This is a genomic window from Erysipelothrix sp. HDW6B, from assembly GCF_011301115.1.
Taxonomy (GTDB): Bacteria; Bacillota_I; Bacilli_A; order Erysipelotrichales; family Erysipelotrichaceae; genus Erysipelothrix; species Erysipelothrix anatis.
Window position 1 is genome coordinate 1,660,928 of sequence record NZ_CP049860.1, and the last position, 21,428, is coordinate 1,682,355.

At 37.7% G+C, this 21,428-nt stretch carries 18 protein-coding genes; 6 read left to right on the top strand and 12 right to left on the bottom strand.

Going from position 1 to position 21,428, the window contains the following annotated elements; genetic code table 11:
* Positions 1 to 93: 93 nt before the first annotated feature.
* On the bottom strand, positions 94 to 2,862 hold the full coding sequence (locus tag G7061_RS10835; RefSeq protein ID WP_205700092.1) for a carbohydrate binding domain-containing protein: 2,769 nt from the start codon (positions 2,860 to 2,862) through the stop codon (positions 94 to 96).
* 423 nt (positions 2,863 to 3,285) lie between these two features.
* Here G7061_RS10835 and G7061_RS08205 point away from each other — a divergent pair, with 423 nt between their 5' ends.
* The gene (locus G7061_RS08205; protein WP_166120401.1) at positions 3,286 to 5,349 is read left to right on the top strand and encodes an InlB B-repeat-containing protein; all 2,064 of its coding nucleotides are present in this window, start codon (positions 3,286 to 3,288) and stop codon (positions 5,347 to 5,349) included.
* Between the two features lie 24 nt (positions 5,350 to 5,373).
* Here the strand turns inward: G7061_RS08205 and G7061_RS08210 are convergent, their stop codons facing one another.
* The 4 genes from G7061_RS08210 to G7061_RS08225 form a co-directional block, all read right to left on the bottom strand.
* Positions 5,374 to 6,036, bottom strand: coding sequence for a TrkA family potassium uptake protein (locus tag G7061_RS08210; RefSeq protein WP_166120404.1), 663 nt, complete (start codon positions 6,034 to 6,036; stop codon positions 5,374 to 5,376).
* 11 nt (positions 6,037 to 6,047) lie between these two features.
* Positions 6,048 to 6,695 (bottom strand): TrkA family potassium uptake protein, encoded by a 648-nt coding sequence (locus G7061_RS08215; RefSeq protein ID WP_159641676.1) that lies wholly within the window; start codon positions 6,693 to 6,695, stop codon positions 6,048 to 6,050.
* A 3-nt stretch (positions 6,696 to 6,698) separates the two neighbouring features.
* Entirely contained in the window at positions 6,699 to 9,494 is a 2,796-nt protein-coding gene (locus tag G7061_RS08220) for a cation-transporting P-type ATPase (protein ID WP_166120407.1), read from the bottom strand.
* A gap of 130 nt (positions 9,495 to 9,624) precedes the next feature.
* On the bottom strand, positions 9,625 to 10,257 hold the full coding sequence (locus G7061_RS08225) for an NAD(P)-dependent oxidoreductase (protein WP_166120410.1): 633 nt from the start codon (positions 10,255 to 10,257) through the stop codon (positions 9,625 to 9,627).
* A 153-nt stretch (positions 10,258 to 10,410) separates the two neighbouring features.
* Here G7061_RS08225 and G7061_RS08230 point away from each other — a divergent pair, with 153 nt between their 5' ends.
* Positions 10,411 to 10,830: an Rrf2 family transcriptional regulator gene (locus G7061_RS08230; protein ID WP_166120415.1), complete on the top strand. Its 420-nt coding sequence runs from the start codon at positions 10,411 to 10,413 to the stop codon at positions 10,828 to 10,830.
* Between the two features lie 17 nt (positions 10,831 to 10,847).
* Here the strand turns inward: G7061_RS08230 and G7061_RS08235 are convergent, their stop codons facing one another.
* Genes G7061_RS08235 through G7061_RS08250 form a run of 4 tightly spaced genes read right to left on the bottom strand, consistent with a single transcriptional unit; the run spans position 10,848 to position 15,058 of the window.
* Positions 10,848 to 12,251, bottom strand: coding sequence for an amidase family protein (locus G7061_RS08235; RefSeq protein WP_166120420.1), 1,404 nt, complete (start codon positions 12,249 to 12,251; stop codon positions 10,848 to 10,850).
* Positions 12,252 to 12,271: 20 nt separating this feature from the next.
* Positions 12,272 to 13,621, bottom strand: coding sequence for an FGGY family carbohydrate kinase (locus tag G7061_RS08240; protein ID WP_166120423.1), 1,350 nt, complete (start codon positions 13,619 to 13,621; stop codon positions 12,272 to 12,274).
* Positions 13,621 to 14,190 carry a DUF1697 domain-containing protein gene (locus G7061_RS08245; RefSeq protein ID WP_166120426.1) on the bottom strand — a complete coding sequence of 190 codons (570 nt, stop codon included), beginning with the start codon at positions 14,188 to 14,190 and terminating at the stop codon, positions 13,621 to 13,623. Before G7061_RS08245 ends, G7061_RS08240 begins: the two co-directional genes overlap by 1 nt.
* Positions 14,191 to 14,203: 13 nt before the next feature.
* A complete protein-coding gene (locus tag G7061_RS08250; protein ID WP_166120429.1) occupies positions 14,204 to 15,058 on the bottom strand; it encodes a hypothetical protein in 855 nt (284 codons plus the stop codon).
* 148 nt (positions 15,059 to 15,206) lie between these two features.
* Between G7061_RS08250 and G7061_RS08255 the strand changes: the two genes are divergently transcribed.
* Positions 15,207 to 15,611 (top strand): GNAT family N-acetyltransferase, encoded by a 405-nt coding sequence (locus G7061_RS08255; protein ID WP_166120434.1) that lies wholly within the window; start codon positions 15,207 to 15,209, stop codon positions 15,609 to 15,611.
* A 44-nt stretch (positions 15,612 to 15,655) separates the two neighbouring features.
* On the opposite strand, the gene glpK is transcribed toward G7061_RS08255, so the two are convergent.
* A complete protein-coding gene (gene glpK, locus G7061_RS08260) occupies positions 15,656 to 17,149 on the bottom strand; it encodes a glycerol kinase GlpK (RefSeq protein ID WP_166120437.1) in 1,494 nt (497 codons plus the stop codon).
* Between the two features lie 785 nt (positions 17,150 to 17,934).
* On the opposite strand from glpK, the gene G7061_RS08265 reads away from it, so the two are divergent.
* The 3 genes from G7061_RS08265 to G7061_RS08275 all read left to right on the top strand — a co-directional run bounded on the left by G7061_RS08265 (position 17,935) and on the right by G7061_RS08275 (position 19,175).
* The gene (locus G7061_RS08265; protein ID WP_159633198.1) at positions 17,935 to 18,396 is read left to right on the top strand and encodes a VanZ family protein; all 462 of its coding nucleotides are present in this window, start codon (positions 17,935 to 17,937) and stop codon (positions 18,394 to 18,396) included.
* Positions 18,377 to 18,838 carry a hypothetical protein gene (locus G7061_RS08270; protein ID WP_166120442.1) on the top strand — a complete coding sequence of 154 codons (462 nt, stop codon included), beginning with the start codon at positions 18,377 to 18,379 and terminating at the stop codon, positions 18,836 to 18,838. The genes G7061_RS08265 and G7061_RS08270 overlap by 20 nt, the downstream gene beginning before the upstream one ends.
* Before the next feature lie 130 nt (positions 18,839 to 18,968).
* The gene (locus tag G7061_RS08275) at positions 18,969 to 19,175 is read left to right on the top strand and encodes a hypothetical protein (RefSeq protein ID WP_166120445.1); all 207 of its coding nucleotides are present in this window, start codon (positions 18,969 to 18,971) and stop codon (positions 19,173 to 19,175) included.
* A 165-nt stretch (positions 19,176 to 19,340) separates the two neighbouring features.
* Here G7061_RS08275 and G7061_RS08280 read toward each other — a convergent pair whose 3' ends face one another.
* A complete protein-coding gene (locus G7061_RS08280) occupies positions 19,341 to 19,736 on the bottom strand; it encodes a (deoxy)nucleoside triphosphate pyrophosphohydrolase (protein ID WP_166120448.1) in 396 nt (131 codons plus the stop codon).
* Complete coding sequence (locus tag G7061_RS08285; protein WP_166120451.1) at positions 19,737 to 20,585, bottom strand: HNH endonuclease signature motif containing protein; 849 nt, start codon at positions 20,583 to 20,585, stop codon at positions 19,737 to 19,739.
* Positions 20,586 to 21,428: the final 843 nt, after the last annotated feature.

The following is a 21,428-nucleotide window of genomic DNA, read 5'->3' on the forward strand; positions in this document are numbered from 1 at the left end:
TCCTTTTTATTCATTCTAGCACATTTGCATTGCTCGGGCGTTGAAACGACGTTTTCAACTACCAAAAAAGGGGCAGATAAGCCCCTTTTGATATTATGATTTATGTTTTCTTCTTGCTACAACTGCTATTACAACACCAAGGCTTGAGAGTGTTAGGGCACTAATTGGAAGTATGTTACTCATACCCGTATTTGGTAATGTATGTGTATCCGCTTTTGTGCTTTCACTCGTAGTTGGTACTTCTGGGTCACTCGGTTCTACCGGAGCAACTGGAGAAGTTGGGTCAACTGGCTCAACTGGATCGACTGGGTCAACTGGATCAACTGGGTCGACTGGATCTATTGGAACAACAGGGTCAACTGGGTCAACTGGGTCAACTGGGTCAACTGGGTCAACTGGATCAACTGGGTCAACTGGATCAATTGGGTCAACTGGATCAATTTCAACTAAATTATTTATTGCCTTTTGTATTTCCGAAATTAGATTATCAATGATATCTTGAGTCAATGACTCACTTTGCAACAGTTGTTGTGCATTATCTGTTAATGCCTTTAGGACCGCCATACTTTCTGGAGTATACAATGATGTATTCATCGCATCAACCTCTTGAATTAATGTTGCTAACTCAGTGGTATCAACTTTAACAACTGCTTCAATTGATACATTGTCAATATACGACGCTACCGCAGGTCCTGATGCTTTATAGTAATACAAAGTCACTGCATTCACACCTTCAGGTGTCGTGAATGTTATGGTACTTGGTTGATATTCAGTATGCTTAATTTCAACAAACTGCTTATCTTCTTTACCTTGATTATCTTTCCATTTCACGCCAAGCGTCAATTTTTGACTTGGATCGCCACTCATCGTCATCGCATCAATTTGATATTCGGTGTTTGGTGCAACAGCAATAATATGTTCGATGGAGGCACCACCATTCACAGCCTTTATTTCACCTGCATATTTACCTTCAAATGGATTATTGGTAGTAATTGCGCCATTCCATTGGAAATTCCAAGGATCTTTATTTGTATGCTTCGTTGTATCTTCAAATGTTCCATTCTCAAGCTTTACTTCGAACGCCGGAATGGAAGGTTCAATTTCTGCTGCCGGTATAAATGGTGTTACATTCTCAAACTTAGTGTCTGAAAACTCATGAGCTCCAATATCTGGTAACCCGTTATAAACAACATTTCCATCATGAATGGAGTTCTTAAAGAAATCGGTTCCTGCTGTTCCAGGATGTTTGTTGATATCAAGGCTTACAAATCGACCTGCATTAACTGCTGGAGATGCAGCATTAATTTTAAATCCATCAAGTGCAGACCAATCGGTAATATCACGGGTTTCCATATCTTTATCAAGAACTGTACCTGGGAAAGTTATATCCGTAAACATTGGATCAACACCCACAAGATTGCTACCTGGAATTTGATTAGGTTTCGGAACATTACTTCCAGCAAAGATATTATTGGAGTACTCCCAACGTGCTTTTGTTGCATAACCACCACGTCCATTATTAACAAAAATATTATTGTAAATGTTTGCTTGAACATTTCCCCCTTGATTTACAAGAGGTGCGGTATTCATTGTTTCATCAATATAAAAGACATTGTTGTAGATATTAATGCCTTCAAGATTGTTTCCTTGGCAAACAGTAAATGTTTGATACTTATCATTGTAACTAATATTGTATCTAAAAGTTCCATCTTTAACACCGCCACGGCTTTCAGCACATAATAGCAACGTACCACCATCATTATTGTAAGAATAGTTGTATTGATAAACGACGCCTTGAGAGCCTTGATCAAAGTCCCATGGCATTCCATCTCGTGTTGAGAAGCCTCCGGTTACTTCATTGTATTGGAACAATGTATCATCTGCGTTCCATACCCACATACCTGCATTATAACCTGTTGATTTTAAGTTATAACCGTCTAAGAAGTTATACTCTACAAGCGCACCTTTCGTCATATGCGGTGCAATACCGTCGCCTCCTATATTGTAAAGTTTATTTCCACGAATTTTAACATTTGTAATTGGTGTCCATGGTGTCACTGAATTTTCATTGAAAGCAGGGTCTTCTGGTCGGAGTAAATCTCTGTTTTTCCAGTCAGTCCAAAATAGAATTCCTGAACGATGGACATCTTCGATTATATTATTTTCAATCACAATATTGTCAAAGGTTGTCCGTTGGTTAATGCTATCTTTGTTATGTATTTTTCCATCAACCATATCCGGAATATTAACAGTAACCTGAATTCCTGAGCTTCCTTTCGCATCTTTTTTATCTTCACCTTTGACGTCATGAATGTATAAATCATGAATATAGAAGTCATTCAAGGTTGTGGTAGTTTTTGTATTATGCTCCGTTAAATTCTCACCGCCATAATTAACGTTTAAAAGATGAACGCCACGTCGTGGTGATTGTGGCGCTAAGCCATTTAGATCTTCATTGGTTATTTCTAAATGACCAATTTCCCAATGTTCTTGATTTTTTAAGAGAATGGTATTTTCGACGCCGTTACCATCGATTCGTGGTAATGCTCCTGTGCCAAAGGCTCCAATAACAATACGATTGCCCTGGGTTCCACTTCCTTGAGGTGCAAGTCCCCCTTTCCAGTTTCCGCCTCGTTTAAATAGAATTTGATTACCTGGTTCAAACACATGCTCATTCACACGTTCCAAGGATTGCCATGCTTGATCTGGTGCAGTTCCATTGTTAGTATCATTTCCAAGTAAATTATCAATATAGTAGATTGTTTGTGACGTGTTGGTGCTTTCTTCAGCAGCAACGGGTACAAATGTTCCCATCATCATGAATGAAATCATAAGGGATAACATCAATTTTCTAAACTTCATAATTCCTCCTTAACACGCTTGTGCACCGATATTGTATCGAAATTAGTGTTGAAACCGCTATCAAATGATTGCTGTATGCATACGTTAAATTGTTGTTTCAAGAATTCTCGATATTAAAACCTTTGCGTTGGATTCCTTTTTGTCTTATGTCACAAGTGATCAAAGTGTCCTCATTTGAATAGAGAAACGTTTAAATGTGTGTGTAATAAAAACGTTCCTACCTCCACTATCTCTTGGTGCCTTCTTAATATTGGAAGTACCGTATCGCATCATTTAAAATATGCAAGTTCTATTCATGACATTAAATACAACATTTATTACATCAATAGCACACATAATTCATTTTGCGTTAATATTTCTACATCGATACAAACAATGTGAAAAGTTAAACATGGTTTGTTCGGAATTTGATGGAGGAAGAATATGAAAAAACTGATAATTTCCGCGAGTACAGTGTGTATGGTTATTCTCGCGAGTGCAAATTTCACGACACTAATGGCTGACGAACAATCGCCAGAACAACCTGTAATTTCTGAAGCAAGTACCGAAGTACTTGCAGATAAAAAAGTGCAAGATGATATAAAAAAAGATATCATCGAAGATGACGTTATTGAACCAAATCATCTTGATGATACTGACAGTCAGAACAGTCGTGCAGATACAGTAACTGTAACATTTGAATTGAATGGCGGACAAATGTCTGAGTCTTCCATTGAAATCCCAAAAAATTCGACGGTGGATACCAGCCTATATCAACCAACAAAAGAAGGGTCTCTCTTTTTCATGTGGTATACAGATGCAGATTTTGAAACAATGTATCTTGGTTGGGATCGTATAACTGAGGATACAATTCTGTACGCTCGTTGGGGTACTGAAATAAGCCGTGACGAATTTTCAGATGATTTACTAAAAATTCTTGAATCTAACTTTGGTGTATCAGAACCCATTAGTGATTTGGAACTCTTAGACATCAATACATTTGATTCATCAGATTTCTACTATAATCCAGAAACCGATAACTATGAAAATATATCTGTTTACGACTACAAAGGCATTCAATACCTTTCTAACATCCAAAATTTGACAATTGGTATTGATGCTGAGCACCCTATTTCAAACGATTCACTTGCCTATCTTGGCGAACTCGAGAAAATCGAGTATCTCACATTCAAGGATATTATACCTTCCGAACGCGCATCAGACTGGATCGATTATGAATGGTATGTCACTGCCAATTTGAATAATAAGGATAACGTTGCTTTCTATGAAAATGAGATTGTTCGATATCTAAATGCCATGAATTTCGAAGCCAATGACCGTGACTATCCTTTATACTTAAACTTTGATTATAGTCTTAGTTTATTGGATCAAACGTATTTAATGAAGTGGCAGATTCAAAACGTTGCTATGAACATTACGCTTAATGCTGGAGAGATTAATAATACGATTTATGCAAGACCAGTAGTTGTTGAAAAGAATGGAAGCAAAATGTACCAAGTAACAATGCCGAATCCAAATGTCTTCGTCTATCTTGATCAAAACAACAATCTTTCATTGGATGCGGACTATACTTACCATAAAACATGGTCATCCATCGATACCTATCCAAATTTTAGCTTTGATGTGAGCGATGATGAGTTCCAGGCGTTCCAAGAACCGATTCTTCTTGAGTATGTTTTACCTGACGGTTCTATCATCGAAACCGATTCAGAAAATCAAGAACATGATCTTAATTTTAAATCACTAAACCTCTACTTAACTGAACTACAATATTCAATGATGAAAAAAGAATTCGATTTAGCTGGTGATGCAGTAGATTTTATTAACCACCCAGGACAAATAGGAACCTTTACGGCAGCTACCGACATTCCTTATGAGGCAACACAATCAGGTGGGGGGCTTTTACCTGATGATAATATCTTTATCGATTCAAGATATCGTCTCGTCCTTGATCTCAATGATATTGTTGAGACCGTTACAGTCACTTTTGACAGCCAAGGCGGATCGGATGTCGAGAGCCAAACTATTACCATCGACACGCAAGCTGAGCTTCCTGAAGCACCAACAAAAGATGGCTTCACCTTTGGTGGATGGTATACTTCTACAGCTTTTGACACACCCTATGACTTTGCAACTTTAGTAAACGAAGATATCATTTTATACGCTCAATGGACTAAGAGCAATCCGGTTGATCCGATTGATCCGATTGATCCAGTTGATCCAATTGATCCAGTTGATCCAATTGATCCAATTGATCCAGTTGATCCAGTTGACCCAGTTGATCCAATTGACCCTGTTGTTCCAATAGATCCAGTCGACCCAGTTGATCCAATCATACCAGAGATTCCAACACCAGAACCTGATGAAACATTACCCAATACCGGTATGGAAGATCCCACATTCCGAGTATTTGGATCCCTCCTTGTTATTTCAGGACTTGCAATCGTAGCATCACGATACTTTAAACGTGCTACCAAAAACCATTAATAAAAAAGGACCTTGAAGGTCCTTTTATTTTGAAAATAAATCGTTGAGGGCATATTGCCCTTTTTCATTGGTAAGTGCAATGACTGTATCATCTGCTTTGAGTTCGACACTACCGTTAATTACAATTGCATCGTCTTCACGAATTAACGTAATCAAGACAGTTTCTTCTGGCAATTGTAGATCTTTAATCATTTTATTTTCCGCACGTGAGCCAGCTTGGATACCCATTTGAACAATTGAGTTCTTCCCTTTATTTATTTTGAGAAGTGTTGATAAACTCTTCATATCAATTTCGTCCATAACGATACGTGATACTAAATCTGCCTGATTGACCGCAACATCCACACCCATTGATTGGTTGAATAACCATGTATTTCGCGGATTGTTAACCCGAGCAATGACACGTTTAGTCCCATATTCATATTTTGCAATCGTTGCGACAACAAGATTGACCTGGTCTTCTCCTGTGACCGCCACCACGACATCAGCTTGATTAATCCCGGCACGTTCTAAGGTATCAGGATCGCTCCCTGTTCCACGAACTAACATTTCTTCTGTAAAATCATGTCTTATTTTTTCTAATGGTTTTTCACGATTCTCAATAATCGATACTTCATAATTGTTTTGAATGAGTAACTTTGCTACATATGACCCAACTTGGCCACCACCGATAATTATCGCTTTCATCGTTTTTCCCCCTAAAGACCTAGAACACTTTTGAGTGTGTCTAGATCATTATTTTGAACTGCAATATAAAGTTCGTCATTGGCTTCAAGTACAGCACCGCGCTCTGGAATGAATGCATTATTATTTCGTAATACGCTAACTACTTGAACCCCTAAGTTATTGACGGTTTCGATGTTTTTACCAACTAATAACGGTGTAACCGCAAGTTTGATAATTTCAACATCACTATTACCAATTGTTGCAATACTGTCCATATCAGTTTTGGTTAGCAACTTAACAACACGGCGTGTCCCCCATTCCGTAGTCGAAATGGTTTGAACACCGAGCATCGCATAAATCGCAGCATTTTTAGTGTTATACTGACGTGCTATGACTTTTGGTACCGAATAAAGATTACGAGCAATGCGACCAATTAATGCATTGGTTTCATCACTATCCGTGCATGATACTACAGCATCTGCGTGACTAATGTCTGCATTTTCAAGAACTTCCTTGTCAAAGCCAACACCTGACATATACGTAACGTTGTTGTACTTGGGTAAGCGATTTAAAACATCCGTATTCGTATCAATAGCTACGATATCATTGTTGTCTTGACTTAATGTGTGGATCAGCTCAGTTCCCATACGTCCACATCCAATTATAATAATTTTCATCATCAATTATCCTTTCACGATGTTATTGCGAATATATTTTTTACGTAATTCATCCAATAAAATAGCAGGAATTGGAACAAGGATTAAGATCATCCATTCCATCCAACCCAAAGGCGCAGTATCAAAGATATTTTGTAATGCTGGTATGTACATTAACGATGCAATCAAGATTATTTCAACAGCGATACCAATTAGAACTTTGCTATTGGTAAAGATACCGCGTTTGAAGATTGATTGATTTTCTGTACGACAGTTGAGTACCATTCCAATTTGACCAAAGACAATCATTGCAAGTGCCATTGTGGTTGCTTGGCGGTACACGTTGCCATTTGCAAGTAAACTTGTTTGTGGCCAGTTGCTGTGCATAAAGTAAATAAAGAAGTAACCAAACATTGCAAAGGCTGAAAGGATGAGACCGTACCAGAAGAATGCGATAATGAAGGTCTTTTTGTTTAAGAGAGCCTCACCACGTTTACGTGGCGGTTTGTTCATAATACCTTCTTCCGGTTGTTCGGTTCCAAGTCCAAGTGCTGGTAACATATCGGTTCCAAGGTCAATTGCAAGAATTTGCATGATTGTAAGTGGCAATGGAATTGCACCACGTGATAATAGAAATGCAACTGAAGGAATGGCTTCTGCCATGTTACTGTTAAGAATATAGGTTAAGAATTTACGGATATTACTATAGACCGCACGACCTTCTTCAACCGCTTTAACGATTGATGCGAAGTTATCGTCGGTTAAGATGACATCGGCTGCTTCTTTCGCAACATCGGTACCGGTAATTCCCATGGCAACACCAATATCTGCTTTTTTAAGTGCTGGAGCGTCGTTAACACCATCACCCGTTACCGCAACGATGTGACCTAATTCTTGTAAAGTTGCAACAACACGATATTTTTGTTCAGGTGCTACACGAGCGAAGATGACTTCATCTTCTAATGCACGTTTGAGTTCATCATCTGATAACTTATAAAGTTCAGATCCAGTAATAACACGTGGGTGTTCTGTTTTAACAATTCCGATTTTCTTAGCAATACTTTCAGCAGTAAGTCCATAGTCTCCTGTAATCATTATAATACGAATGCTTGCATCATGACAGATTTTTACGGCATCACTAACTTCGGGACGTGCTGGATCTGACATAACGACAAGTCCTAAGAATGTAAGATCATCTTCAATAATTTCAGGTGTATATTGACTCATCGTGTTGGGAAGAGATGTTTCATGATCTAAAGCACGATAAGCGACTGCTAAAACACGCAATCCATTTCGAGCATACATATCATTTGCTTCCATTGCTTCATCAAAGAACGCTGATTCCATTGCTACACGTTCGCCATTACGCTCTACGTGATTTGAGATTTCAAGAATTTCACGAGGTGCTCCTTTTACAAAAGCAATACGTTGATCACCATGAATCTTGTAGGAATAATCATGAATCGTTGTCATTCGTTTACGTGTTGAATCAAAAGGAAGTTCACGAAGACGTAAAGCCTCTGTGGTTAAGGAATCAAGATTAATGCCACCCTTTTGTGCCGCAACACCCAAACATGCTTCTGTTGGGTCACCTAAGACGGTATAACGATCATTGTCTTCATTCGGAGCGACTACTTTCGCATTACTACATAATGCAGCAGCACGAAGAATTGTTTGAAGGTTTGCATGGTCATACACTTTAATTGCTTCACCATCGAGTGTAATCTGACCTTCAGGCGCATATCCTAAACCACTGACATCATATTCATGATCTAATGTCCAGACATTGCTGACAGTCATTTCATTTTGAGTTAATGTTCCCGTTTTATCAGAACAGATAACTGAGGTCGAACCCAGTGTCTCTACAGCTGATAATTTTTTAACTAATGCGTTCTCTTTAGCCATTCGTTTAACTGCGATTGCTAAAGAAAGTGTGACAGTAGGTAAAAGTCCTTCTGGAATAAATGCAACAATCATTCCTAATGCAAAGATAAATGATTTCGCAAGTGTTTCCTGTACAAAGAATACCGAGATAATGAAGAAGAGAATTCCAATGGATGTTGCGATAATTGAAATCTGTTTGGTAAGAACATCCAGTTCTTGTTGGAGTGGACTTTTTTCTTCTTTCATATTTTGGGTAAGATCCGCAATTTTTCCAAATTCCGTATTCATTCCCGTTGCATAAACGATTGCTTTTCCTGTTCCGCTTGAGACTGAAGTTCCAGCGAAAATTAAGTTGCGAATTTCAAATCGTGATAAATCATCACCTAAAACAGCATCAGCATTCCGACGAACAGGATTCGATTCACCGGTTAAAGTTGATTGATCGACATTCAAATCACTGCATTCAACAAGACGCGCATCAACGGAGATACGATCGCCTTCCGCAATAATTAAAATATCACCCACAACTAATTCTTCAGTAAGAATTTGTTGTTCTTCACCATCACGAATGACCCGTGCAAATGAAGGCAACATTTTTTTCAACGCATCCGTAGCTTTCCCTGCTTGGAATTCTTGCCAGAAACCAAAGACACCATTGATGACATTGACGAGCCAAATTGAAATACCCAGTTGTGGCATATCAGCAAAGATTGCGATTCCCCCACTGAACCATAACAAAATAGCCATCAAGCTGGAAAAGTGATGCAGAAATTTCTTCCACATTGGTTCCCCTTTCACTTCTCTTAGTACATTTTTTCCGTATTCGTGTTGACGTTTTTTTACTTCATCAGTACTTAATCCATTACGATCAACATCAAGGTGTTCGTAGACATCTTGTGGCGTAACTTTGTAGACTGAGTCATTGTCATATTTCTTCATTTTATTCCCCTTCTTTTCAAAAGATAAAAGTATTCTAACACCACCGGTATTAAGACGGTATTAAGATTAATCTTTTGACTTGAAAATAGAAAAAAAGAGTATTCTTGATACTCTTTTTTGGGGAAAAATTTTATTTAGAAACGACAGAAATACGTTCTTGAATGTGTTGTGCTTGCTCGATTTCATCGACCATTGCAATGGCATAATCAGCATAACTAATCACACTGTCGCCTTTACTATTTAATGTTAGTATTTCGCCGGCTAGAGTATAGGATCCAGTGCGTTCACCATCGGCTCTAAAATCTGCTGCCGGTGAGAAGTATGTCCATTTTACATCACTTCTCATTCGAAGTTGTTTGAGCGCTTCTCCCATATTCGATGCCATGGGTAGGTATGCAGCCGGGAATCCTTCTGTATCCATCAATTTAGTTGTTAATTCCTCATCCACATAAAGACTTCCCGCACCACCAACAACTAAAAGACGTGTGGGTGTTGTGGCTACGAGATTTGCGATGTGATTAAGTGATGTAACATGCACGCTTTGATCGTCTCCAAAGAAACCGAATGCATCAACAACACTATCATACCCTTCCAAATCTTCTGGTTTTAAATCAAACAAGTCGCTTTCAAATACGAACGCTTTTTTATTTTTGACTTTATTTGCATCACGGACGAATGCTGTAACTTCATGTCCGCGGGCAATTGCTTCATCAACAATCAAACTTCCTGCTTTTCCACTTGCGCCAATTACTGCTATTTTCATTTTAAGTCCTCCTGGTTATTTGTTGTAATCACAACACTTACAACTAAAGAATATACCTGTTTTGTTGTAATGTCAATAGTTACAACAAATTATTGTAATCATTGACATTACAACGGTTCGTATCCTATACTAAAGATAATTAGAGGTAATATTATGCAAATTAGTAGTCGTTTTACCATTGCTTTACATTCGTTAATATGTATTCATACTTTCGATGGCGAGCACAAAATCACCAGTGATTTTATCGCTGAAAGCGTCAATGTTAATCCTGTTATCATCCGAAATGTTCTCGGACAATTGAAAAAAGCGGGACTCGTTGAAGTTCAACGTGGTGCCGGCGGGGCACATATCGTTCCGGAATTATCTGACTTCACACTTTATGATGTTTTCATTGCGGTTGACAGCATCCAAGATGATCTTTTTGCCTTTCATGATAATCCGAATCCTAACTGTCCCGTCGGAAAACAAGTTCACACGGTACTTGATGGATACCTTGATGATGTTCAAAACGCCATGATCAATGAATTAAAAAAAACAACATTCGAAGATGTCGTGCAAAAAGTAGAAATCTAAAAAGGACCGAGTTTATCTCAGTCCTTTTCATTCATTAGTGTCTTCGCAATTGAAAATAACAAAGCTTCGTTGCCTTTAGCGGCCATCAGTTGTGTCCCAAAATATTCATTGTTTTGATTACGGTATAACGGAATACTCAATGCAGGTTGTCCAGTAATATTTGCAAGCATCGTAAATGGTGTGTAAGATAAGGACTCTTCAAACATATCCCACACGACTTGATACGGATTTTCATCTGATTCAATTCTTTCCATACGCTTTACAAATGTATCGGTATGGTAAACATGATTAATAGAAGGTGCAGCTTTAGCCGTCGTAGGTGTTAAATATAAATCATATTTTTGGTGGAATTGATGCATGATATCACTCACTCGATCCCAATAATTTAGGACATCTACCATTTGCCACCCTTGAACACGTAAACCATAATGATACAAAACCCATGACATGAGTTCAATTTCATGCATTGCCACCGAACGCTCAAGCGTTGTTTCTATATCTTTAAACATCGCGGCTGTTTCAACACCATTTACCATATAGTATGTTTCCATGAGTTTCATACCGTCATAATCAGGAGTCTCATAGACCAATGTATGACCCAATGCCTCAAGCTGTTGGACAGTTTGCATTAATGCGGCTTTCGCATCATCACTAACAACACTACCGACAGGTGATACATCAGTATAAGCAATTCTTAAAGTTTTTTTAGGAATTGCTTTTCCTGCTACATAATTAAATGGTGAAGCAACTGTATTCTGCTTTATAGATTCAAAGAGAAGTTCTGTATCGCCTACTGTCTTTGTCAAAAAGAAGTTCATCGATGCACCTTGCCATCCACGATGCATATAAGGACCCGTTGGGATACTGCCTCGTGTCGGCTTAAGACCTACCAAACCCGTATAGCTTGCCGGAATGCGAATTGAACCACCACCATCACTTGCCGCAACGACAGGAGTAAAGCCTGCAACCAACGCTGCCGCCGCACCACCGCTCGATCCACCTGGAGTCGTCTCAAGATTTCGTGGGTTGCGGGTAACACCATATAACTTTGAATCTGTGATATTTTTAAATCCAAACTCTGGACTGTTTGTTTGTCCGATAACAATAAAACCAAGATCTAAGACGTTTTGCACAAAGTTGTTCGTATGCTGTGCCGTGGCATCTTTAAATAAATTGGATGCCGCCGTACTTGGTTCATCCGCTAAGCTATGGCCTAGACTCTTCAGTAGAATGGGAATCCCTTTAAATATTGTGTGACTGTAATCATTCTCAGCTTCGGCTAAAGCTTTCTCGAAGCGTGTATGAACAACCGCATTCATTGTTGCATTATGATCATTGATTGCTTCTATTGATGTCGCTACCAATTGCTTCGGGGTGATTGTTTTTGCCTCTAGTGCTTGAATGTATGCTTTTAAATCCATAATACCGCCTCCTTTGTTCTTTATAAGTTATTTACAATATACGCTTTTTGTTTTGCAAGATTAGTGTCCAAGGATTGCGGCACGACTGTCGTCATTGCTTTCAATGGTAAATTGACGTCTAAAAGCCGCACAGCAGCCTCACAGACACTGTTCTCATCTGCTACTTGAATGAGTATCACCCCTAGCAAATCAGCGACACGTTGGGCCATACGTTGATTTTTTAAAAATCCCCCAGTAACAAACAACGGCATATGTCGTTCAAATGCAATACTCTCTAACATTAAATCAATGTTCGCAAGCATTCCAAGAAATATAGCCTGTGCAATTTGCTCGCTTGAATTTGATTCAAAACTAAGCTTCATGCTTTGGTGAATCCTCCAAAAAGGACCACGTTCACCAAAAGCATAAGGTTTAGCGTAAAGTTCCATTTCATCTGGATGGGCAAGTTCGAGTAATTCAATTAACCGTTCAAATGATAAGGTATTCTTAAAATAGGTTTGATTCACCCACTGGTACAAGTTTCCACCATTGTTTGATGCATTCCCGCAGAGATAGGACCCTTCATTAAGGATATAACAAAACGTATTTCCCGTCTTGGATAAAACGGGTTGCTGCGCATAGTAGCGGACACCAATACTGGTACCAATGCTCATGACATAGGGAGATTTATCAAGATATGCTTTTTCTCGAAAAAAATGAGACGCCATTACGCCATCTGTTGACCCAATCGTTATGGTAATGCCCTGCTTAGAGTTAGTCATCCGTGCTTGATGCGTTACAGCAACAACTTCTGGAAATTGTGTTGTACTTCGTTGAATGATATCTAGAATTTCACCATCCCAGCAGTGTGTATGAATATTAAAACACCCCGATGCAGATGCGCTCGAGACGTCTGTTAGGAAAAGACCTGTAAAATGCATCATAAGGTATGATTTTAAATCATGAATCCGATACACGGACTCATTACGCGCTTGATACAACTTCGTTAGAGGGGACATCGGATGGAGCGGTGTTCCTGTTTTCTGATAAAAAGGTATCGACGTTGTTTGAAGAACTTCAATTACTGCTTCAGAACGGTTATCCGACCAAATAATCATTTCGGAAAACTTATCTAATTCAGTTTCATAAATTAACGTATGCATCGCGGTCGTAATCACAACATCCGTAATGTCATGAATATCAACACCTGCTTCAATAAGTGTTTGAACCGTTTTTAAAATATCTTTCGGGTTTTGGGTTTGCATGCGACCATTGCTGTAAGTTGTTACTTCCCTAGTTTGTATATCAATGCATCGATTACCATAAAAAAAAGCTGCTTTTATATTTGTCGTGCCTATATCAATACTTAGGATTCTTTTGATTGTCATCATTAATCCTCATTTGCAGAAGCAGTCATTGTGGCTGCAAGTGCAAGAATTTTTCGCACTGTATTGGCCGTACGAATCGTTACAAAATTACGTGCATCCGTGCTCGCAATTTTAGACCACTTTGTTTGAGAAAAATAAGCAACCACCGCTGTCCAATAGATCATTGCCTCACCGACCTCTACATATTCCTTACCATCTAAATGCGCACCCATAATTTCCATAATTGCCGATGCATCCTTTGGCGGAATTACAAAAACCGCTGTATGATAGTATTCCTTATTACCGTCTCCCCACCATTCTGGTGCGTTATCCGAAACGCGTTGCAATGTCTCGACACTCACAACTGTAATAGGAATTTCAAAATTAAATGTTTCGAGTAAGATAGGCTCCAAACTTCCTATTAGAATCCCTTGATTTTCCTCAGGACTTGAAAAGATAACATTACCACTGTTGATGTAGGTTTTAACATTAACATACCCTAAATCCTCAAACAATTTCTTTAAGTCTTTCATTGGCACCTTATTTTTTCCACCAACATTAATCCCTCTTAAAAATGCAACATATTGAATCATCGATAATACCTTCTCACTTTCTTTCATAAATTGCATGATAGGTTTCATAAGGAACCATTGCAATCCCTACCGCTTTGAAAAACAAGGTATACTGTGCCAACGTTGTATCATCTTTGAAATCTTGGGTACAGTATAGATAATAGCCGCTAGTTCCGTTCATCTTCATTTTCTTACGGTAAAGCGCCCGTTGGATCAAGACATTACGAATAAAAATTTCTTCATCACCTAATGCAAGACCAAAAATAATGACGTCTTTATCAAAGAGACAGTTGATCCATGTTTCATCATTGGCATACTTCGAATTTTTTTGTAAAGGATTATAACGGCGATTGAAATAGGTTATATTTCCCGCATAATCTTTAACCGTAAGCTTTAATGACCGTTTGTAGTATTGGTCTCCATTGATATGAAAGAGACGAATTCCTTGATCAGAGTTTTTATTGCCTTGTTCAGTATAAAAAACTTGCCATGGATAAAAGTCAGTAAATTTCTTATCCAGTTTGCGTGTGCTAGTTTTTACTAAATTATTGGTCTTTTGAAACGCATGGTCGAAGTTCGTTGTTAAAATATCAATGTGATGTCGACTGCAGAATTGATAAACTTCCTTATGGTAATCATTTCCGACCAACGCATCAATTGCTTCAACAAATTGTGTTCGATGGAGGGTATCGACACCATCTCGATTGTATAATGACAACAACTCAAAAAACTCCGGTAATGGATACCCATCGACATAACTTAGCTGTGAATTAACTTCAAAGTTTTCAAGAATTTGTTGCCAACTTATATCATGACTTCCGCCAATACGATTTATTCCATTACCAATCAAAAACACATACTTAGAATTTGCATAGTTTTGATAGGACATAAATATCGCCCCCTCTCATGTATATTCATTATAACAATTTAAAGTCTCGCTTTCGATACACAAGCGCGAAGATTACAGTCATTATATTGAGCTTTCGAAGCACAGCTTATATAATGAGGCTACCACCACGAGACGAAAGGAATTACCTATGATAAAACCTGTAGATTTAGAAACGGTCTATACGATTCGACACCACGCAATGTATCCCAACGAAAGCCGCGATTTCGTTCAAGTTAATGGTGATGATTCAGCACAACATCTTGGATTTTACCTTGGTGATTCCTGTGTCAGTGTCCTATCTATTTTTGAAGATAACGATTTTGTCCAAATTCGAAAATTCGCAACACTTCCGGAGTATCAAAATAAAGGCTATGGAACAACCCTAATTCAACATGTTCTTGTGTCAGAATCACGACCAATTGTATTAAATGCACGTTTGGAAAAAGTACCATTCTACGAACGCTTGGGTTTTATTCCAACGGACACAACCTTTACCCGACATGGCTTATCGTATACCGTGATGACTTTTAATCCAAATCAACATAACTTCTAAAAAAAGGTTATTCAGAGATTCCTGAATAACCTTTTTTTATTGTATTACTCGTGTTCTTCCCAGTCAACCGCGCGGCTCACAGCTTTATGCCACCCTTTTAAATATCTCAAACGACGATCTTCATCCAAGTTCGATTGCCATGTTTGCGAGTACTTGTGCATCTTTCGAATAGTCTCTTGATCTTTAAAGAAACCCGTTGCAAGCCCAGCAAGATACGCGGCCCCTAAAGCCGTTGTTTCTGATACAGTCGGACGGCGCACATCAACACCTAAGATATCGGATTGAAATTGCATGAGGAAGTCATTCGATGAAGCACCACCATCGACTTGAAGTGTTTGAATTTTAACACCACTATCCTTCTCCATTGCTTTGATTACATCATACGATTGATATGCAATCGATTCCAATGCAGCGCGAATAATATGGTCACGGTTTGAACCCCGTGTCAGTCCCGAGATACTACCACGAGCATACATATCCCAATGCGGTGCACCCAAACCAGTAAATGCAGGAACGAGATAAACCCCATTATTATCTTCAACCTTTTTAGCACATACTTCAGATTCACCTGAAGTACGAATTAAACCAAGTTCATCACGAAGCCACTGGATTACTGCTCCACCCACAAAAATCGAACCCTCTAAAGCATACTGTACATGATTATTTAATCCGATAGCGATTGTTGTAAGTAAACCGTTATTGGAAGTCACAGGCTTTTCACCTGTATTCATTAGTAAGAAGCAGCCAGTTCCATAGGTGTTCTTTGCTTCTCCTTCATAGAATGCAGTTTGACCAAAGAGTGCTGCTTGTTGATCTCCAGCGATTCCTGAAATTGGGATTTCATGACCTTGAATATTTGCATATGCATAAATCTCCGAACTTCCTCGGACTTCTGGCAACATATTCATAGGAACATTCATAAGTGCACACAATTCAGGGTCCCAACGTAAATTATGAATATCATACAACATCGTTCGTGAAGCATTGGTCATATCAGTAATATGAACTTGTTTATTACTAAGGTTGTAGACCAACCAGCTATCAACGGTACCAAATAGTAATTCACCACGCTGTGCACGTTCACGCGAACCTGGAACATTATCAAGAATCCACTGAATTTTGGTTCCTGAAAAATATGCATCAACTTCAAGACCTGTTTTATGTCGAATGAATTCTTTATGACCATCGGCCACAAGTTTTGACGCCATCCCCGATGTACGACGACATTGCCAGACAATAGCGTGATAAACAGGACGCCCTGTCTTTTTATCCCAAACAACCGTAGTTTCCCGCTGATTCGTAATTCCAATCGAATCAATTTCTTCAATCGCAACACCCGAGCGTGCAACGACATCATTCAGTACTGCCGACTGTGTTGCCCATATCTCCATTGGATCATGTTCAACCCACCCTGGCTTTGGATAAAATTGTGTAAACTCGGTTTGTGCAGCTGCGATAATATTTTGATCACGATCAAACATGATTGCCCGTGAACTTGTCGTTCCCTGATCCAGCGCAATAATATATTTTTTTTGCATAGTTCAACATCTCCTCAATACGTTATCAATAAAGCTTAGTATTTTAACCCGAACACAGTGTACTCTGATATACTTTCGGAATCGTAGTTCTATAATAAGTATACTTAAAAATTCGATTGAATGATACGCTCCGATTCTTTAATCAGTTAATCTATCCTTAAACTTCTCTATCTAAATTTTAAATATTTCCAAAGTTTGATTACGATTATTCCTTACCATCCCAAACAATTTTTTGTTGATAAACGCATTCTTAAATATGTGAAAATTTTCATGTTACCACTTAGACACGTTTCACTCTTAATTCCGAAGAACATTTTGTATAAAATGAATCATTATAAAGTTGCTCTATCTCCACTTATAAGTGACTGTATTGCCATTCTCTTCAAAATTATCTTGCTAAAAACAGCTACGATTTTACCACATAAAAAAAGTGATTTACAGTCTTAACAATCAGTTAATAAATTGATTTAATTTTTTACATAAGCAGAAAGGCAGGGATCAAAATAACTCGTATCAATCACACGCAGTGTAATATTCACAACCGTCACAAAAATAGCATTTCTATATCAGGTAAATTGAATCTTACACACTTCAGAATTACCCACATTAATTCTGCACAGAAAGGAAGGATTAATATCATTGTTAGAACTACTTTAATCGGCACCTTACTGACCAATCGTAGAGGATGGGAGATTTTATCAATCTATCCCTTTACGCTGCTCATCATCCCCTTCGTACTTTTCTTTCTTAGAAAACGAAAAGTATCTTATCGGATCGTTGTAACGATGGCGATAATTTACGTCTCCGTTATCTTAGAAGGAACATACTTTCCTTTAGACTTTAATCAAATGTTTTCAACGAGTGAACGATACTTCAATTTTTTACATATCACGTATCCTCTCGATTTACTATCCCCACTTGTAAATCTTAACGCACGTGTTATCAATAATTGGCTTTTGAGTATTTACTACTTTATTCCATTTGGTATGCTTATTGCACTATTCCGAGATACCTTGAGTTTAAGAAAAATGTTTAGGATTGTACTCCTTACTTCGGTTACTCTCGAAAGTTCTCAGTTAGTCTTTGGATTCATCCTTTATGCTCCGATGGGAACTGCAGATATTTACGATGTCATCATGAATACACTTGGTGGAATCATTGGAATTCTTTTATTGAAATATGTACTTTCCCCGTTCTATACAAAAATCACAAAAGGAGCCTCAATTTATGAAATCAAAAATCACTAAAATATGCCTTATTTTCACCTTATGCACAATTTCATCTTTACTATTCTTTAGTAATGATATTCATGCATCTGAATCTGGACGTACTTACTATGCTAGTTTTACAGGGCATACCCACAATGGCTATGATGAGAATGATATGTGGTATGCCGGTCCAGGAACAATTAGGGTTCGCGGTAGACATTGGATTGCTTCAAGAGGTTATCGCGAAGCAAATATTAACATGCAACTTAGACGTGATAATTGGCCCTTCTCGGTAAAGTACGACAAATTTTTTGTTGGTCATATAAACTCAAATGATAACTACAACTGGAGTACTGGTAAACCTTTTGATGTTTCTTGGGAGGTAGGTGACTCAGGTAAACGCTATTACCTACAAGTTACTTCTGGCTCTGTTGATACAAACAAAGTTGGATATGGAACCATTAGCTATACCTCACGTTAAAACTCTTTAGAAAGGTACGTATAAACCTTCAACCAATACAAAACGCACTAAAACTGTCCTGAGTTTTTCTTGGGGCAGTTCCACTTACAGTAAAAAGCTTAATCGCAAAACAATACCTTAGGAGAAGATTATGAACAACACAGCCAACGAACACACCCGCGTAATGTCTGATAGTACTTACGTTACTTTAATGTTACTTTTAAAAGAGAATGGATATTGCCCATCAGAAGCAAACGGATTACTCTGGAATTTTTTGATAAATAACGTACATCTCATCACTGGAAAACGCGAGCGTTTAATATTTAAAGATGAAAGCCTTTATGACGAAATAGTTTAGTCAGATATCACACACTTTAGATTAGTCCCAAAACCTAAAGTATTATCTGATTTGATATTCGATAAAAAACGATAATAAGAATGGAGTATTGTTACTCCTACTTATTATCGTTTTTCATTACGATTTGCATACAATACTAAGGTCAATTTTTTAGTGTTATGCATTTTAGTCTTTACTTAAATAGTCTACCACAGACTTTAACAGACCAATATCAGCTGGAACCCATTCTACAGAGTCCAATTGTTGATAATGAATCCACCAGAGTTCAGAGTGAACATGCTTAATTATATTTTCGGTGTCAGCTGTACAGCTGTAGAGATGCATGACTAGTGAAAAACTTGGGTAGTCATAAAAAATGGTGTCTACGTAGTTAAGGTCTGAAATCATTAAATTCAGTTCTTCGTCAATTTCTCTTTTCAGCGCTGTCTCCTGACTCTCACCTAACTCAATTTTACCACCTGGGAATTCCCAAAGTCCTTCAAATTCACCTGAAGCCCGTTTTGCAATTAGAATACGTTCATCTTTTACGATTGCTGCCGCAACAACTTCAATAGACTTCATTTAACGTAACCGTACTTTTTCTAGAAGTTTATTTCTATCTTTAGCGTCCTCTAAGACATGGATCTTTTCATGGCAGTTAGGACAAACTGCAATACAGTTTTCAATCACATCTAATCCCCCGTTTGACAGATATTCAATATGATGTGAATGGAGGTATGGTTGCCCATTTTTATCATTAAACGGTGCTAAATTATCGCATAGCGCACATATACCATTTGAAATCCTCTTAACATACTCTGAAATTGCTGGATCTCGGTAAAAACGATTTGTCGATACTCGAGTTGCCTTCGGACGATTACTTTCCTGACCGATTACTTGACGATTTATCTCATCAACCTTTATTGCCTCTAACCTTAATTCTTCCGTCTCTAATTTCTTTAACTTATTTATAATTTTATTATCATTTTCTATAATTTTGGAAGCATGAATTTCTGGTAATTCATTCTGAACTTTCAATGGAAACTTAATTACATTTCGTAAATTACCGTCATTGTCACGTTCTTTAATTGTGTAAGGAGGTTTTGATAGTTTAACTCGACCCAAATAAATATACTCTCTTGGAACGAAGACCTCAAACAAATACAACTTAATGTCCGTGTTGTTCGAATCATACAAAGTTTTGTTTTGCATAAACTGGATACTCTGATCACCCGACATCCCCATCCCAGTGTAATGAAGTTCATCACCAATCCACTTATCCTCATAAGGATTTAGATCTCTCTTTTGAACACGGTTGGAGATTAGTACAAGCGAGTTAGTTGTATTACTCTTCCTCATTCCCCCTTGTCCGGAAACCTTAAAGATTTCCATTAATTGTTTATTGTTGTATGTATTTCCAACTTTAATCATTATTATCCGATTCCTCTCATACAGTTATTAGACTATTATACACATGCAAGCCTAACTATTACATGCAATATTTGAACATTCTCAACTTGAGATGTTTAAACTGATCATTAAATTTATAGATTACTTGCTTGCTTCACAAGTAATCTAGTTATCTCGTTTAAATAGCCGTTTTCCTTTTCTGCTTATAATAGTTTTGACGGAGGTTTACGTACTTCTTCCATAAACACTAATTTACCTATTTCTTCTGTGTTGATTGGTATTCATCGCAAAAATCACGAACTCAGTTATTAACAAATACGATTGATTCACTATATTCAGTAGTAATGCGGCAACGGTCGTCTATCATGGAATTAGAGTAATGATTTTATATTTCATTCCTGCACTTAAATGTTTATACTCTTTCGCAGAACTCTTCCATTGTTCTGAATTATTTTTAGATGTTATAAATTAATCCTTTTCATTCTCTGTGTAGATTTTTTACAATAACTCATTCCCATCTACATTAAAAGAAAAGTAAGGAATCAATTTCGAGTATGAGAGTGTACTATGGTTTATTCAACCATCTGTTAAGTTCAAACCGTAATCATACTCTTTTTAAACACCTACGCTTTTTTGTAGTACATCCCTATCGAATTTCTCTTTATAGTTTAACCTTATTAGTTTTCTAGAATTAGGAAATCAGGGTTTTCATCTTCCTCTTAACCCTCACTCATTTTCACAAAAAAATATTCATTCATTTTACATCATTATATAATTAAATACTTTTTCCAGTTTTAAAAAAAATCTGTATATTATATAACGATTGTCTTATTTTTTAAATATGTCATGATTAAATAAGAAAGG

Coding starts and splice junctions, on each gene's coding strand:
- G7061_RS08205 (WP_166120401.1), top strand. CDS start 3,286: ATGAAAAAACTGATAATTTCCGCGAGTACAGTGTGTATGGTTATTCTC.
- G7061_RS10835 (WP_205700092.1), bottom strand. CDS start 2,862: ATGAAGTTTAGAAAATTGATGTTATCCCTTATGATTTCATTCATGATG.
- G7061_RS08215 (WP_159641676.1), bottom strand. CDS start 6,695: ATGATGAAAATTATTATAATTGGATGTGGACGTATGGGAACTGAGCTG.
- G7061_RS08240 (WP_166120423.1), bottom strand. CDS start 13,621: ATGATGACAATCAAAAGAATCCTAAGTATTGATATAGGCACGACAAAT.
- glpK (WP_166120437.1), bottom strand. CDS start 17,149: ATGCAAAAAAAATATATTATTGCGCTGGATCAGGGAACGACAAGTTCA.
- G7061_RS08235 (WP_166120420.1), bottom strand. CDS start 12,251: ATGGATTTAAAAGCATACATTCAAGCACTAGAGGCAAAAACAATCACC.
- G7061_RS08245 (WP_166120426.1), bottom strand. CDS start 14,190: ATGATTCAATATGTTGCATTTTTAAGAGGGATTAATGTTGGTGGAAAA.
- G7061_RS08255 (WP_166120434.1), top strand. CDS start 15,207: ATGATAAAACCTGTAGATTTAGAAACGGTCTATACGATTCGACACCAC.
- G7061_RS08210 (WP_166120404.1), bottom strand. CDS start 6,036: ATGAAAGCGATAATTATCGGTGGTGGCCAAGTTGGGTCATATGTAGCA.
- G7061_RS08280 (WP_166120448.1), bottom strand. CDS start 19,736: ATGAAGTCTATTGAAGTTGTTGCGGCAGCAATCGTAAAAGATGAACGT.
- G7061_RS08285 (WP_166120451.1), bottom strand. CDS start 20,585: ATGATTAAAGTTGGAAATACATACAACAATAAACAATTAATGGAAATC.
- G7061_RS08220 (WP_166120407.1), bottom strand. CDS start 9,494: ATGAAGAAATATGACAATGACTCAGTCTACAAAGTTACGCCACAAGAT.
- G7061_RS08230 (WP_166120415.1), top strand. CDS start 10,411: ATGCAAATTAGTAGTCGTTTTACCATTGCTTTACATTCGTTAATATGT.
- G7061_RS08270 (WP_166120442.1), top strand. CDS start 18,377: ATGAAATCAAAAATCACTAAAATATGCCTTATTTTCACCTTATGCACA.
- G7061_RS08265 (WP_159633198.1), top strand. CDS start 17,935: ATGGCGATAATTTACGTCTCCGTTATCTTAGAAGGAACATACTTTCCT.
- G7061_RS08250 (WP_166120429.1), bottom strand. CDS start 15,058: ATGTCCTATCAAAACTATGCAAATTCTAAGTATGTGTTTTTGATTGGT.
- G7061_RS08275 (WP_166120445.1), top strand. CDS start 18,969: ATGAACAACACAGCCAACGAACACACCCGCGTAATGTCTGATAGTACT.
- G7061_RS08225 (WP_166120410.1), bottom strand. CDS start 10,257: ATGAAAATAGCAGTAATTGGCGCAAGTGGAAAAGCAGGAAGTTTGATT.